We start from the raw sequence: 13,030 nt of genomic DNA on the forward strand, positions 1-13,030 counted from the left end.
AACGAACAGGGAAATCGGTGGCTTGCGGTTAACTCCGGCAACCGCACAGATACACCGATGGGGTGGCAGCCGTGCTACAGATACCGGGAAAACATGTGGGAAACGAGCACATGCTCGCAAAGAATCCGGCGCAGGCCAAAACCGTTCTGATCGTTGAGGACAACGAGCTCAATATGAAGCTCTTCAACGATCTGTTGGAGGCGCATGGCTATCGCGTGCTGCAGACGCGCGACGGCCTGTCGGCGCTCGAGATCGCGCGCCAGCACATGCCCGACCTGATCATCATGGACATCCAATTGCCGGAAGTTTCCGGCATCGAAGTCACCAAATGGCTCAAGGAAGACGACGAGCTGCGCAAGATACCGGTCATCGCCGTGACCGCCTTCGCCATGAAGGGCGATGAGGAAAAAATCCGGGAAGGGGGGTGCGAGGCCTATATCTCCAAACCCATTTCCGTTATGAGCTTTCTCAAAACGGTAGACAGCTTCCTCAAGAGACCACAATGACCGCCAGGGTTCTGGTCGTCGACGACATTCTCGCGAATGTTCGCCTCCTCGAGGCGAAGCTTTCGGCGGAATATTTCGACGTCGTGACGGCCATGAACGGCACTGATGCCCTCGATGCGATCCGGCGCATGAAGCCCGATATCGTGCTCCTCGATGTGATGATGCCGGGCATCGACGGCATCGAGGTCTGCCGCCAGATCAAGGGCGACTCGCAGACCCATCATATTCCGGTGGTCATGGTCACCGCCCTCGATCAGCCGGAAGACCGTGTGAAAGGCCTCGAGGCCGGCGCCGACGATTTCCTGACCAAGCCGGTCAATGACATGGCGCTGTTCTGCCGGGTGAAGAGCCTGGTCAGGCTCAAGATGCTCACCGATGAGCTCCGCGCCCGCTCGCCCAACGGCGAGGCGGTGCGCCTGGTCAACCGCCTGGAAAACGGCGAGGCATCGCGCCCGGGCAAAGTGCTCATCATCGACAATCGCGCCACCGCCAGCGAGCGCACCAAAGCGGCCCTCGTTCCCCATCATGAGGTGACGGTGGTCGACGACCCGTTGACCGCCGTCATGCATGCGGCGGAAACCCGCTACGAGCTCATCATCATCAATCTCGACATGGACAATGTCGACGGCCTGCGCCTGTGCTCGCAACTCAAATCGCTCGAGCGCACCCGCCAGACGCCGATCCTCATCGTCGTGGCGCCCGACGATCACCAGCGGCTTCTGCGCGCGCTCGACATGGGCGTGAACGACTATCTGATCCGGCCCATCGACAGGCAGGAGCTCCTGGCGCGCGCCAATACCCAGATCAAGCGCTGCCGATATACCGACCAGTTGCGCTCGCATGTCCAGGCGACGATGGAGCTCGCCGTCACCGACCCGCTGACCGGACTCTACAACCGCCGCTATATGGAAACCCAGACCACGGCGCTGGTCGAGCACGCCATCAATCGCGGCAAGAGTCTGTCGCTGCTCGCCCTCGACGTCGATCACTTCAAGACGGTGAATGACGAGAACGGCCATGCGGTGGGCGACCGCGTGCTGCAGGAGCTCGCCTCCCGCCTCAAGCAGTCGATCCGCAATATCGACATGATCTGCCGCATCGGCGGCGAGGAATTCGTCATCGTGCTGCCCGGCACCAACGCGGAGGTGGCCGCCAAGATCGCCGACCGCATGCGCCGCAACATATCGGGCAAGCCCTTCAATGTCGGCGCCCGGACCGGCCCGCTGACGGTCACCGTCTCGATCGGCGTCGCCGCCGTCGAAGGATCGTCCGACACGATGGAAGCCATCATGAAGCGCGCCGACGAGGCGCTCTACAGCGCCAAGCGCCAAGGCCGCAATCGCGTCAACTCGACTGCGGCCTGAACCGTTCTCTAGACGACATATCGCAGCAGCACGATCCCGTCATTGAAGGTGCGACATTCGGCGAGCGTCATCACCGATTGCGTGCCCGACGGAAACAGGCGTTTGCCGCGCCCGAGCACGATCGGATAGATCATCAGGCGATATTCATCGACGAGACGGTGCGGCATCAGTACATGCACGATCGAGGCGCTGCCATAGATCAGCATGTCGCGGCCCGGTTCCGCCTTCAACGCCTTCGTTTCACCGACAAGATCCCGGCCGATGATCGTCGTGTTGTTCCACGCAGCGCTTTTGAGGCTGCGCGATGCGACATATTTCGGCAGGCTGTTCATGCGCTCGGCAAATTCACCTTCGACCGTGGGCCAGACGGCGGCGAAGCCGTCATAGGTCAGGCGGCCGAAGAGCAGCGCATCGGCCTCCGCGAGTTCGTCATGCTTGAACTTGTCGCCGTCCGGGCCGCGGCTGAACGGCCCGGTCCAGTCGCCGAGGCCCGATCCTTCCATCCCGACCGGGTCCTGGATGACGCCGTCGAGAGACATGTAATCCGTCGCGATGATCCTTCTGGACATCTCGATATCCTTTCACAGGGGTGTTGCCGGACCGGCCGGATAGCCGGCCGGCACTTCGTCAGGTGAGATCGTTGCGGCGCTCGATCTCGGCTGCGGAAGGGTCGTCCGCAGCGAAGGATCCGGTCTTGACGTCGCCGTCGGGTTCATAGCGCGCGACCAGGACGCCCGAGCCCGAGACCGTCGACTTCGTCAGCTTTAAAGCGCCGGGCTTCGTGCCGTCACCGAAGAAGCGCTTGCCCTTGCCGAGAGCGACCGGAAAGGTGAGGAGCGTGACTTCGTCGATCAGCTGATGCGCCAGCAGCGTCTGCACGAAATTGCTCGAGCCCTGGACGAGGAGGGCAGGGCCGTCCTTCTGCTTGAGATCGCGCAAGGTCGCGACCACATCGCGACCGAGCGACTGGCTGTTGTGCCAGCCGAGCGTGTCGGGCGAATGCGTGGCGACATATTTGGTGGCGCCGTTGAACAGCCTGGTGATCTTGCCCGTGAGCTCGTCGGCGCCTTCGGTCTTCACATGCGGCCAATAGGCGGCAAAGATGTCATAGGTCTTGCGGCCGAGCAGGAGGTCGAAGGGCGCGGAAAGGAGTTCGTCCATGACGGCGCTCAAGGCGTCGTCCCAGTAAGGCGCCGTCCAGCCGCCATATTTGAAGCCGCCGGTGGGATCCTCATCCGGTCCGCCAGGGGCCTGCATCACGCCGTCGAGACTGACAAAAGCGCTGGCTACGATCTTGCGCATGGTATTCTCCTTTGATTTCAAGCCCATCAGGGGCGTTCTCATAGCCACGACGAACGGACCGAGGCGAAATCGACAAGGGAGACGATATTTTTGCCTGCTCCGCTGTCGGATGAGCGTATCGAGCGCGCAGCGCACATCTTTCAATCTTGACGTGAACACATAGCGCCCTGCCGATTTTGGCGTTTTGCACCTAATGCAACCGTGCTAGGCTTGGATTCCCTTGGCTGTGACCTAAAAAGAAGGGAATAAGCGATCCATATGGCACAGGAAAAACCACAAAATCTGCAGGATACTTTTCTTAATCACGTCCGCAAGCAGAAGATCCCGGTGACGGTGTTTCTCGTTAATGGGGTGAAATTGCAGGGTATTATTACCTGGTTCGATAATTTCTGCGTGCTTTTGCGAAGAGACGGCCTGTCCCAGCTCGTCTATAAGCATGCCATTTCGACGATCATGCCGGGCGGGCCGATCAGCCTGTTCGACGAGGAAGGCAAGGACGGGTGACGCCCAGCAGACGCAAGCATTCTTCCGGTCACGAAGTTCGATTTCAGATTGAAGGGCCTGAGGCCACGCGCGCCGTTGTCGTTCATGTGGAACGCAAGGCGAGGGTGGCGTCGGCGCTGACGGATCGGACGGCGGCCTCGCGCCTCGAGGAAGCCGTCGGTCTGGCGCTGGCCATCGATCTCGATATCGCCGGCGAGCTTGTCGTCATGCTGAGCGAACCCCGCCCCGCTACCTTGATCGGCAGCGGCAAGGTCGATGAGATCGCGGGGCTGGTCAGGGAGAGCGAGACGGATCTCGTCCTCGTCAATGGGACGCTGAGCCCGATCCAGCAGCGCAATCTCGAAAAGGCCTGGGATGCCAAGGTCCTCGACCGGACCGGCCTCATCCTGGAGATTTTTGGGCGGCGCGCCCGCACGCGTGAAGGCCTCTTGCAGGTCGAGCTCGCGCATTTGCGCTACCAGAAGAGCCGGCTGGTCAGATCCTGGACCCACTTGGAACGCCAACGCGGCGGCTTCGGCTTCCTTGGCGGTCCCGGCGAGACCCAGCTCGAAGCCGACCGGCGGCTCATCCAGGAGCGCATATCGCGGCTCGAAAAGCAGCTCGCTTCCGTCGTGAAGACGCGGGGGCTGCATCGCGAGGGCAGGGCGCGCGTTCCCTATCCGGTCGTCGCCCTCGTCGGCTATACCAATGCCGGCAAGTCGACCCTGTTCAACGCGCTGACCAAGGCGGGCGTGCTCGCCAAGGACCTGCTTTTCGCCACCCTCGATCCCGCCATGCGCGCGATCTCGCTGCCGCATGGCCGCAAGGTCGTTCTCTCGGACACGGTCGGCTTCATTTCCGATCTTCCGACGCCGCTCATCGCCGCCTTCCGCGCCACGCTCGAAGAGGTGATCGAGGCCGATGTGATCCTGCATGTGCGCGACATCAGCCATCCGGAAACGGATGCCCAGGCGGCCGACGTCTCCGCCATCCTGAGCGAGCTCGGCATCGGTGAGAACCGCCGCGACCACATCATCGACGTCTGGAACAAGGCCGATCAATTGCCTGACGATCTCGCCGCGATGCGCCGGATGCAGGCCGCGAGGCAGGAAGGCTGTGTCCTGGTCTCGGCCCTGACCGGCCAGGGCCTCGATGAGTTGCGCCAGTTGATCGAAGCCAAATTGGGCAAGGACCTCGATGTCTATGAAGCGGTCCTCGATCCGGCCGACGGGCAGGGCCAGGCCTGGCTCTATGACAAGGGCGAGGTGCTGGGCCGCGAGCAGCTCGAGGACGGCCGCGTCGTTCTGACCGTGCGCCTCGGCCCCGACAAGGCGCAGATCGCCCAAAGCCGCTTCAAATACCGCTTGCGCAATACGAGCCTGCTCGATCAAGCGGCGGAATAACGTTCAGCGCCGTTCAAGCGCCTTGGCTTCGTCCCACAGCGCATCCATCTCGGCGAGCGTCGACTTTTCCGGCGATGAGCCGCGCTTGGCGAGCGCGTCCTCGATATGGCGGAAGCGGCGCAGGAATTTCTCATTTGCGGTGCGCACGGCGCTTTCCGGATCGATGCCGAGATGGCGGCCGAGATTGGCCATGGCGAAGAGCAGGTCGCCATATTCGGCGGCCTGCTTTTCGGGCACGGTCTCGTCCTGAAGCTCGGCGATCTCCTCGTTCATCTTGTCATAGACGAAATCGATCGACGGCCAGTCGAAGCCGACCTTGGCGGCCTTGGCCTGCAACTTGACCGCGCGCGTCATCGCCGGCAGCGCCACCGGCACGCCATCGAGGAGCCCTGAGCCATTCGCGTTGTCCTTCTTCTCGCGCGCCTTCATCTCTTCCCAGAAGCCTTTGGCGAGCTTGGCCGAGCGCGCTTTCTCGTCGCCGAAGACATGCGGATGGCGCCGGATCATCTTGCGGCAGATGGATTCCACCACGTCGTCGAAGGCAAAACTCTTCTCCTCGGCGGCGAGCTGGGCGTGATAGACGACCTGCAGCAAGAGATCGCCCAGTTCCTCGCACAGATCGCTTCTGTCGTTGCGTGCGATGGCATCGGCCACTTCATAGGCTTCCTCGATCGTATAGGGCGCGATGGTCGCGAAATTCTGCTCGAGATCCCAGGGGCAGCCGGTGCCGGGCATGCGCAGCGCCGCCATGATGGCTCTGAGGGTCGCGACTTGGCGGGGATCGAGATCGGCGGGATTGGTCATGCGTTTGGCACTCGTGAGGGGTTATGCGGGAAGGAGAGCGGCGATTGTCTCGGCCGCCTGGTCTGGCGTCATGGCCGCGGTGTCGATGGTGAGCGCCGGCGTCGGCATGGCCGCCAGACAGGCGGCGAAGTCATTCGCGAGCCGGCGCAAGAGCTCGGGTGATTGCATCTTGCCGAATGCGGCGCGATCCGGTGCGCCGAGACGGCGCTCCTGTTCTGCAGGCGGGACGGTGAGAGCGACGAACGTCACCTTTCCTCGGCCGGTCTCGACAAGGGCCCGGGCGCGCTCGGGGAAATCACGCGCCACCGTGGGCTCGGGCGCGAAGGTGAAGATGAGCGAGCGGCCGGTCTTCGCCGCTTCGGCGAAGACGTCGAGCCAGAAGCGTTCACGCAAGCGTGCGAAACTTTCGCAGCCGAAGGGAAATACCGCGCCGACGGCGTCGACCACCAGATGATTGTGGAAGAGCGCGAGGCCGGTGCGCGCGGCAAGGGCTTTCGCGATGGTGAGCTTGCCCGATGCCGGCTGTCCATAGAGGAAGATGAGATGCATCGGATGAGATTACCGGCATGGCGACCGGCTTGCTACCGCTGGATTGCGCTCGCCCGCGCAAGAGCGATGAGAAAATGGCTTGGCAGCGACGTCAGGACGGAATGGCGCCAGGGGTGGCCAGTCCGGCCGCTTATGGCTATGGCATTGGACCGGCAGAATCCTGCCATCCCCTTGGGAGTCGACCATGCCCGGCGCCGAAACATTGCTGACCTTCCTGATCGCCTTGTTCTTCCTGGAAGTGACACCTGGTCCCGATATGATGCTCATCCTCGGGCGCGGCATAGGGCAGGGACGGAAGACAGCCTTGCTGACGGTTGTCGGCATGATCTTCGTCGCCGGCTTCATCAAGATCTGTCTCCTGATCCTGGGCGTCGCCTCTCTCCTCAAGGCCTATCCCGAGGCTCTGACCGTGTTGCGCTGGGCGGGCGCTGCCTATCTCCTCTGGCTGGGCGTCAAGCTGATCCGCGCCAGCTTCAACGGCGGCGCGCTTGCCGTCGCCGTCGCGGAGGCCTCGTCCTGGTCGGCGGTGCGCGAGGGCGCGATCAACAGCCTCACCAATCCGAAGTCGCTGCTCTTCATGTTCGCCTTCCTGCCGCAATTCGTCGATCCCGCGGTCGGACCGGTGTGGCTCCAGCTCTTGCTGTTCGGCAGCCTGCAGATGTTGTCGGGCGTGATCGCTTTGAGCGGTGTCGCGCTGGCATCGGGCACGGTCGGCCGGTGGTTGACGCGCTGGCCGCGCCTCCTCGCATGGCAGCAGCGCTTCACCGGATGTGTGATGATCGGCCTCGGCTTGCGTCTCTTCATGTCCGGTGGCGCAAGCGCATCGCCGACATCGCGCGCATGATTTCGAACACGGGGAAGCCCTGCTGCAATTGATCGATGCGGATCAGTCTGGTTACAAAACCTTACTTTTGCCGGCTTGCAGTTGTTGTCGGGTGCTGCAACCGTGAGCCGATCGCGCAGGCATCGGGCACGATCGGCCTTGCGCATATGAATTCGAAGGGGGGCGGCAATGCTCAATGTCGGGCATATCAAGGAAATCTGGCGCTATCCGGTCAAGGGCATGGCCGGAGAAAGTCTCGCTTCGGGCGAGTTGGGAGAACGGGGCGTCGGAGGCGACCGTACCTGGGCGCTGCGCGATGTGACGCGCAAGGAAATCCAGAGCTGCAAGTTTCGCCCGCAGCTGCTGCTGTGCCAGGCCCGCGATCGCAGCAACGGGGCAGGTCGGCATGTCGAAGTGACTCTTCCGGATGGAGCGGTTGTCGAAAGCACCGATGCCAGCATCCACGACCGGCTTTCCAGGCTGATCGGCCGGGCCTCGACGCTTGAGGCGCTCAGGCCCGGCTCCGATCTTGATTTCTACCGCCGGCACAAGCTCGACGACCATACCTGGTTCGAGGAGTTGAAGGCGACCTTCGAACGCGAGGAGGGCGAGCCCTTGCCGGATTTCAGCCAGGCGCCGCCGGCTTTCGCCGAATATGTCTCGACCCCGGGCATGTTTTTCCTGGTGACGCCCTTGCATGTGGTCACGACAGCGACGCTCAGGCATTTGAAGCGCCTGAATCCAGGCGCCGATTGGGACCGCCGCCGCTTTCGACCCAATCTCCTGATCGAACCAAGCTCGGACGCGTTAGGCCTCGTGGAACAGGATTGGATCGGCAAGCATCTCAAGCTCGGCGATGCGACGATCGACTGTGCCGGTACCACACCGCGTTGTGGCGCCGTTACGCGCGCCCAGCCGGAATTTGCCTTCGACAAGACGGTGCTGCGCACCGTCGTCAAGGAGGCCGATCAGAATGTCGGCATCTATGGTCTGGTTTCGGGGTCGTCCACCATTCATGTCGGAGATCCGGTTTATCTGGTATGACGGCGATCTGTGAGGAGATCCCGTCATGATCCAGAAGACAGAGCACAAATATTTGCACCGCTGCGTCGAGCTTGCGCGCGAGGCGTTGGCGGCAGGCGATGAGCCCTTCGGCTCGGTCCTTGTCGATGCCAAGGGCAATATCCGCGCCGAAGACCGCAATCGCGTCGCCGGCGGCGATGAGACGCGCCATCCGGAGTTCGAGCTGGCGCGCTGGGCCGCGAACCATATGACAGCCGATGAACGGGCAGGATCCACGGTCTATACATCGGGCGAGCACTGCCCGATGTGCGCCGCAGCTCATGGCTGGGTCAGGCTTGGCCGCATCGTCTATGCTGTCTCCTCAAAGCAACTCGGCGCCTGGCTGGCCGAGATCGGCGTGGCGCCGGGACCGGTGCGTTCGTTTCCGGCCTCCGAGATCGCGCCTGGCGTCACGGTGGAAGGCCCCGTGCCCGAATTCGCCGAAGAGATGCATGCGCTTCATTTGCGCGCGCATGGAAAGTGAAGGAGAGAAGCATCGTGAAGGATATCGTCGAAGTTCCGGTCCTGTCGGCTGCGGTGCGCAAGCTCGGCCTGCCGCTGTCGCTCGTCACCAGAGGGGCAGGGCTCGTCTTCGTCTCCGGCACGCCACCCCTCGACATCGCCACCGGCGCTTTGGTGAAAGGCGATATCGAGGTCCAGACCGAGGCATCGCTCAAGGCTCTCAAGCATTGCCTCGCCGCCGCCGGCACCTCACCCGACAAGATCCTGATGGTGCGGATCTATGCGGCCAATGCCGGCTTTTACAATGCGATCAACCGCGTCTATGCGCGGCATTTTCCCGACAACCCGCCGGCGCGGACTTTCGTGCCGGTGGCGTCCTGGCCCATGGAGTTCGACCTGGAAATAGAGGCCGTGGCTGTCGCTTGATCGGCGATGAGCGCCGAGCCCGCAAGGGAGTAAAGGCATGGCGAAGGTAACTGGAATAGGCGGCCTGTTTTTCCGCGCCCGCAACCCCGCAGCGTTGGCCCTCTGGTATGAGACGCATCTCGGCATAGGCAGCCCGCAGACGACGATCTGGCGCCAGGAGGCGGGCGCCACAGTCTTCGCGCCTTTTGCAGAAGACACCGATTACTTCCGGCCGGAGCAGCAATGCCGGCCAGTCGCATTCTGCGGCAGAGGCCGGGGTCGCGATGTAGCGCTCGAGATTGTCCCGGCCGCTGAAGCCGCCGCCCAGCACGACGCAGTCTTCGCCATAGATATGCCAGAGGGCGATGAGATCGGCCGCGGTCTGATTCTCGGCGCGCAATTCCTCGACCGAGGCACGCATCCGTGCCTCGGCATAAGCGCAAGCGGCGACAAGTGTGGGAAAGCCGTCGATGCGGCGCTCGCCATTAGACTCGGCCATGCGCGCCATATCGAAGACCAGGACGGAGAAGGTCGTTTCGGCCATTGGCAGAATGGTGCCGAGAGGCGGATTGGACCGCAAGGGCAAGGCTCGCCCGGCCCACCATCTTCATTCGCATAATGTATATTATGGAATATTTCTATTTGGCAGAAATTCGAATAAGGCCCCAATAATTCAACCGTTTGGATCGGATCGACGACATCGACCCAAGTCGCTTGATCGGTTCCCGTGGAACAAGTGCAGTTGGGTTGATATGATGCACGAGCGGCTCGTGTCTAGGAGGCTCTGAAGATGTCTCTTCAGTTCAAGACACCGAATATAGCTTTAGCGGACAGCTTCCTGTCTCATCAGGAATGCCGCGATCTCATACAGGCCATGGAGACCTCGCCGCGCGAGCCTGCTCAGATCGTCCGGGCCGGCGAGTCGATCCTGGATGAATCGCTGCGCTTTTGCTTCGATCATCAATTTCCGGACTCGTTCAAACGTCCCATCGGGGCCAGGATGGCGGCATATTTCGACGACAACCGGGACAAATTCGGCTCGGACGCCGACTATATCTATGGCCCATATTTCATGTCCTATGGGAAAGGAAGCTTCTTCCGCGCCCATCGCGACGTTGCGAATCACAAGAATGATCCGGCCCGGTTGGCGGCGCATCGCTGGTCGCTTCTGATCTATCTCAATGGGCGCGACCCCTCCGCCCAACTGCCGGCTTTTGAAGGCGGCGCGCTCGTCATCTACGAGACGGACCCGAAACTGCGCGATCGCCGGGTGGTCATCGTCCCGCAACCCGGAATGCTGGTGCTGTTTCGGTCTTCGCTGATGCACGAGGTCGCTCTCGTCCTCGACGGGACCCGCTATGCCGTCGCTGGCTGGATGTCCAGCTCCACGTCCAATCCGCTCGGAGGCCACGCATGAGCCATCACGCGCCGATAAACGAGTCGATCCGCATTTGGGTCACTGCCAGGGTTCCGGCCGAGACGAAGAGCGCGTTGGCCGCCTTCTGCCGCCGCAACGGCTATCCACATCTCTATTTCGAGGTCCTGGAACCTCTTCTCGCACAAGGCAATCTCATTTTTTCGCTGGCGACGTCCGAGAGGCCATGGCCGCCCAAGGGAATTGGTTCGCAAGCGATCGACGCGGTCGCGGTCGCCATGGTCGCCAGCGAAGGCCGCGCGCATCTGACGCCCGTTTTGATGGACCGCAAGCACGTGACCAACGTCGGTCTGGCTGGCGCGGTCACCAAGCAGCTTCTGGAGGCCTTGCGGGACCGTAAGGCATCCTCGGCCGGATATCTCATCCGCCAGAGTGAACGCGCGCTCGAGCGGGTTCTGGAACAGTCGGGATTTGCCCGCGCCGATCTGCAGTCGGCAACCGAATATGCGGAATATCTCGAGCATTCCGCTCCGCCCCAGAAGATCCTTGAGGCTCTCGGTCTTGCAAAGGCCAGGATCGGGGATTTGCTGGCCTTGAATCTGAACGACCGGGAACTCGACCGGTTGAGCTCCTATCATTTTGCCCTGGCCGTGGGGATCGCACCTTATTTGTGGGATTCGATCCGCAACGCAGCGATATTGCCGGGCCTCATCGATTTGATCGCTGCCGCACCACCCGGCGGCGTGCCGCCCGGGACGGCTGGCCCGAGCATTGGGGAGCCAGGGGCAATACGCCGCTGACGTCAGCGAAGATGGCGCCGGCGATCGACATTTTTGTGCGCACCTACTTTCGCGACTTTCGCTGGCTGAGCCTGTCGCTTCTCTCGATCCTGAAATTCGTCGAAGGATATCGGCGCATCGTCATCGTGATGCCGGAGTCGAGTTATCAACGTTTGCGCGGTGGCGAGATTCCCGCTTCGGCGCGCACCGCCATATTTCGCTGCGATGAATATGCCGACGACTATATCGGCCAGCAGATTGGCAAGCTGAATGCCGATTTGTTCACCGATGCCCGGTTCATCGTGCACCTCGACTCCGATTGCATTTTCCAGACGCCCTGTCCGCTGCCCACCACCATGATTGATGAGGGCCTCCCGGTCATACGCGTGCTGGAGCATTCGCGTCGGCCGCAGGACGATGGTTGGCGCAGATGCATCTCGGATTTTTATGGCGAGCGGTTGCCCTTCGATGTGCTCGTACCGCCGCCTTTCATCTATGGGCGAGATCTCTATGCCCGTCTGCGAGATCATTGCCGGTCGCGTCACCGAGTCACGTTAGATGACTGGGCATTGTCCCGGCGCCTCGACAATATGAGCGAATTCGGTCTTCTCGCCGCGCATGCCTGGTTCTTTCATCGCAGAGAATATCGCTGGAACGCTGCAGATGGCGAAACCGCTTGGCCATGTCGGGCCTACTGGAGCCGAAGTCCCGAGGCTACCAGCCTGCAGTCGAAACTGGCTCTGCATTTGGGATATCCTTGCAGGTGATGCGAACGGCTCAGTCGCGATCTCCTGATCTGTCTCTCGTCATATCGAGCCTGGACGAGGGCCGGGCTCTCTTTGAAACGATATGCTCCGTCTATTCCGGCTCTCTGCTGCCGCTTGAGACGATCATCGTCGATGACGGCGGAACCGACGACAGCTGCACACTGCTGCGGCAAGACGACTGGCGCGCCCGCGGAGTCAAGGTTCATGGCATCGAGCGTAGCGGTATAGCCGCGGCACGCAATATTGGCGGCAGTCTCGCGACGGGCGACAAGCTGGTCTTTCTGGACGCGCATTGCCGGCTCGACGGTCAATGCCTGGCGGAACTCGACGCCATTCTGACGGCCCGGCCCGGCACCATTGTGGTGCCGGCTATCTGCGACTTCGGCAGCACGCTCTATGGCTGTGGCGCACGGTTGATCGACGCGCAACTCAGGATCCGTTGGATTCCGGTTGAACCGGAAAGCAAGGACCTCGGCATTGTTCCAATCGCGCCAGGAGGTTGCCTGGCGATGGCGCGTTCCAGCTTCGACCATTTGGGCGGGTTCGGCGTATTTCGGGAGCTTGGCCAGGAAGATGTCGAGTTCAGCCTGAGAGCTTGGCGCGCGGGGGTCGATATTCTTGCTGTCCCAACGGCCAGGCTCGAACACAGATTTCGGCCCATGCCGCCCTATCCTCTCAACTCGGCCAGTCGGGCCTACAATGTTGCGCGGGTAGCGTTGATCCACTTTGACGGTCCCCGCCGGGAAGAATGCCTGCGCCGCATAATCGGCACGCCGAGAGCTGCAGAGGTCCTCGTTGACGCCTTCGCCAGTGACTGGGAGGCGGAACGCGCACGAATCTCAGCCATCTGCTTGCGGACCGCCGAAGCGTATTTCAGAACCCTCGGCGACTGGCGCTAGTTCAAAGGCGCGGGCTCACGGGCAGCCGTTGGTTGGGATCAACGACC

17 protein-coding genes are annotated in these 13,030 nt (G+C 62.0%); 13 read left to right on the forward strand and 4 right to left on the reverse strand.

Annotated features, from left to right (window positions below; genetic code table 11):
- The first annotated feature begins 110 nt into the window (after positions 1–110).
- Positions 111–506, forward strand: coding sequence for a response regulator (locus DS839_RS29095; protein WP_119274017.1), 396 nt, complete (start codon positions 111–113; stop codon positions 504–506).
- Positions 503–1,870, forward strand: a complete 1,368-nt coding sequence (locus DS839_RS29100; RefSeq protein WP_119274018.1) for a PleD family two-component system response regulator — start codon at positions 503–505, stop codon at positions 1,868–1,870. The genes DS839_RS29095 and DS839_RS29100 overlap by 4 nt, the downstream gene beginning before the upstream one ends.
- A gap of 8 nt (positions 1,871–1,878) precedes the next feature.
- On the opposite strand, the gene DS839_RS29105 is transcribed toward DS839_RS29100, so the two are convergent.
- Positions 1,879–2,439 carry a dihydrofolate reductase family protein gene (locus DS839_RS29105; RefSeq protein WP_119274019.1) on the reverse strand — a complete coding sequence of 187 codons (561 nt, stop codon included), beginning with the start codon at positions 2,437–2,439 and terminating at the stop codon, positions 1,879–1,881.
- A 58-nt stretch (positions 2,440–2,497) separates the two neighbouring features.
- On the reverse strand, positions 2,498–3,172 hold the full coding sequence (locus DS839_RS29110) for a dihydrofolate reductase family protein (protein ID WP_119274056.1): 675 nt from the start codon (positions 3,170–3,172) through the stop codon (positions 2,498–2,500).
- Positions 3,173–3,430: 258 nt separating this feature from the next.
- Between DS839_RS29110 and hfq the strand changes: the two genes are divergently transcribed.
- Together hfq and hflX are read left to right on the forward strand one after the other, a co-directional pair.
- Positions 3,431–3,676, forward strand: coding sequence for an RNA chaperone Hfq (gene hfq / locus DS839_RS29115; RefSeq protein ID WP_119274020.1), 246 nt, complete (start codon positions 3,431–3,433; stop codon positions 3,674–3,676).
- Positions 3,673–5,058: a GTPase HflX gene (gene hflX, locus DS839_RS29120; RefSeq protein WP_119274021.1), complete on the forward strand. Its 1,386-nt coding sequence runs from the start codon at positions 3,673–3,675 to the stop codon at positions 5,056–5,058. Before hfq ends, hflX begins: the two co-directional genes overlap by 4 nt.
- Before the next feature lie 3 nt (positions 5,059–5,061).
- On the opposite strand, the gene mazG is transcribed toward hflX, so the two are convergent.
- Both mazG and DS839_RS29130 read right to left on the reverse strand, forming a co-directional pair.
- Positions 5,062–5,862 (reverse strand): nucleoside triphosphate pyrophosphohydrolase, encoded by an 801-nt coding sequence (mazG, locus tag DS839_RS29125; protein WP_119274022.1) that lies wholly within the window; start codon positions 5,860–5,862, stop codon positions 5,062–5,064.
- A gap of 21 nt (positions 5,863–5,883) precedes the next feature.
- A complete protein-coding gene (locus DS839_RS29130; RefSeq protein ID WP_119274023.1) occupies positions 5,884–6,411 on the reverse strand; it encodes a P-loop nucleotide/nucleoside kinase family protein in 528 nt (175 codons plus the stop codon).
- A 184-nt stretch (positions 6,412–6,595) separates the two neighbouring features.
- Between DS839_RS29130 and DS839_RS29135 the strand changes: the two genes are divergently transcribed.
- From DS839_RS29135 to DS839_RS29175, 9 genes are all read left to right on the forward strand, one after another.
- Positions 6,596–7,255, forward strand: a complete 660-nt coding sequence (locus tag DS839_RS29135; protein WP_119274024.1) for a LysE family translocator — start codon at positions 6,596–6,598, stop codon at positions 7,253–7,255.
- A gap of 168 nt (positions 7,256–7,423) precedes the next feature.
- The gene (locus tag DS839_RS29140; RefSeq protein ID WP_119274025.1) at positions 7,424–8,278 is read left to right on the forward strand and encodes an MOSC domain-containing protein; all 855 of its coding nucleotides are present in this window, start codon (positions 7,424–7,426) and stop codon (positions 8,276–8,278) included.
- A gap of 25 nt (positions 8,279–8,303) precedes the next feature.
- Positions 8,304–8,780 carry a nucleoside deaminase gene (locus DS839_RS29145; protein ID WP_119274026.1) on the forward strand — a complete coding sequence of 159 codons (477 nt, stop codon included), beginning with the start codon at positions 8,304–8,306 and terminating at the stop codon, positions 8,778–8,780.
- An 11-nt stretch (positions 8,781–8,791) separates the two neighbouring features.
- Positions 8,792–9,184, forward strand: a complete 393-nt coding sequence (locus tag DS839_RS29150) for a RidA family protein (protein WP_119274057.1) — start codon at positions 8,792–8,794, stop codon at positions 9,182–9,184.
- A gap of 37 nt (positions 9,185–9,221) precedes the next feature.
- Complete coding sequence (locus DS839_RS37215) at positions 9,222–9,782, forward strand: hypothetical protein (RefSeq protein WP_438816553.1); 561 nt, start codon at positions 9,222–9,224, stop codon at positions 9,780–9,782.
- Positions 9,783–9,953: 171 nt separating this feature from the next.
- Positions 9,954–10,580: a 2OG-Fe(II) oxygenase gene (locus tag DS839_RS29160; protein WP_119274027.1), complete on the forward strand. Its 627-nt coding sequence runs from the start codon at positions 9,954–9,956 to the stop codon at positions 10,578–10,580.
- Complete coding sequence (locus tag DS839_RS29165; protein ID WP_119274028.1) at positions 10,577–11,338, forward strand: hypothetical protein; 762 nt, start codon at positions 10,577–10,579, stop codon at positions 11,336–11,338. The genes DS839_RS29160 and DS839_RS29165 overlap by 4 nt, the downstream gene beginning before the upstream one ends.
- A gap of 11 nt (positions 11,339–11,349) precedes the next feature.
- Positions 11,350–12,084 (forward strand): hypothetical protein, encoded by a 735-nt coding sequence (locus DS839_RS29170; RefSeq protein ID WP_119274029.1) that lies wholly within the window; start codon positions 11,350–11,352, stop codon positions 12,082–12,084.
- The gene (locus DS839_RS29175; protein ID WP_368911985.1) at positions 12,084–12,983 is read left to right on the forward strand and encodes a glycosyltransferase; all 900 of its coding nucleotides are present in this window, start codon (positions 12,084–12,086) and stop codon (positions 12,981–12,983) included. Before DS839_RS29170 ends, DS839_RS29175 begins: the two co-directional genes overlap by 1 nt.
- The last annotated feature ends 47 nt before the right edge of the window (positions 12,984–13,030 follow it).

It is taken from the genome of Taklimakanibacter deserti (genome assembly GCA_003574785.1).

Bases quoted from the DNA above. Each gene is read 5' to 3' on its own strand.
- DS839_RS29095 (WP_119274017.1), top strand. From the start codon at position 111: ATGCTCGCAAAGAATCCGGCGCAGGCCAAAACCGTTCTGATCGTTGAG.
- DS839_RS29100 (WP_119274018.1), top strand. From the start codon at position 503: ATGACCGCCAGGGTTCTGGTCGTCGACGACATTCTCGCGAATGTTCGC.
- DS839_RS29105 (WP_119274019.1), bottom strand. From the start codon at position 2,439: ATGTCCAGAAGGATCATCGCGACGGATTACATGTCTCTCGACGGCGTC.
- DS839_RS29110 (WP_119274056.1), bottom strand. From the start codon at position 3,172: ATGCGCAAGATCGTAGCCAGCGCTTTTGTCAGTCTCGACGGCGTGATG.
- hfq (WP_119274020.1), top strand. From the start codon at position 3,431: ATGGCACAGGAAAAACCACAAAATCTGCAGGATACTTTTCTTAATCAC.
- mazG (WP_119274022.1), bottom strand. From the start codon at position 5,862: ATGACCAATCCCGCCGATCTCGATCCCCGCCAAGTCGCGACCCTCAGA.
- DS839_RS29130 (WP_119274023.1), bottom strand. From the start codon at position 6,411: ATGCATCTCATCTTCCTCTATGGACAGCCGGCATCGGGCAAGCTCACC.
- DS839_RS29135 (WP_119274024.1), top strand. From the start codon at position 6,596: ATGCCCGGCGCCGAAACATTGCTGACCTTCCTGATCGCCTTGTTCTTC.
- DS839_RS29140 (WP_119274025.1), top strand. From the start codon at position 7,424: ATGCTCAATGTCGGGCATATCAAGGAAATCTGGCGCTATCCGGTCAAG.
- DS839_RS29145 (WP_119274026.1), top strand. From the start codon at position 8,304: ATGATCCAGAAGACAGAGCACAAATATTTGCACCGCTGCGTCGAGCTT.
- DS839_RS37215 (WP_438816553.1), top strand. From the start codon at position 9,222: ATGGCGAAGGTAACTGGAATAGGCGGCCTGTTTTTCCGCGCCCGCAAC.
- DS839_RS29160 (WP_119274027.1), top strand. From the start codon at position 9,954: ATGTCTCTTCAGTTCAAGACACCGAATATAGCTTTAGCGGACAGCTTC.
- DS839_RS29165 (WP_119274028.1), top strand. From the start codon at position 10,577: ATGAGCCATCACGCGCCGATAAACGAGTCGATCCGCATTTGGGTCACT.
- DS839_RS29170 (WP_119274029.1), top strand. From the start codon at position 11,350: ATGGCGCCGGCGATCGACATTTTTGTGCGCACCTACTTTCGCGACTTT.
- DS839_RS29175 (WP_368911985.1), top strand. From the start codon at position 12,084: ATGCGAACGGCTCAGTCGCGATCTCCTGATCTGTCTCTCGTCATATCG.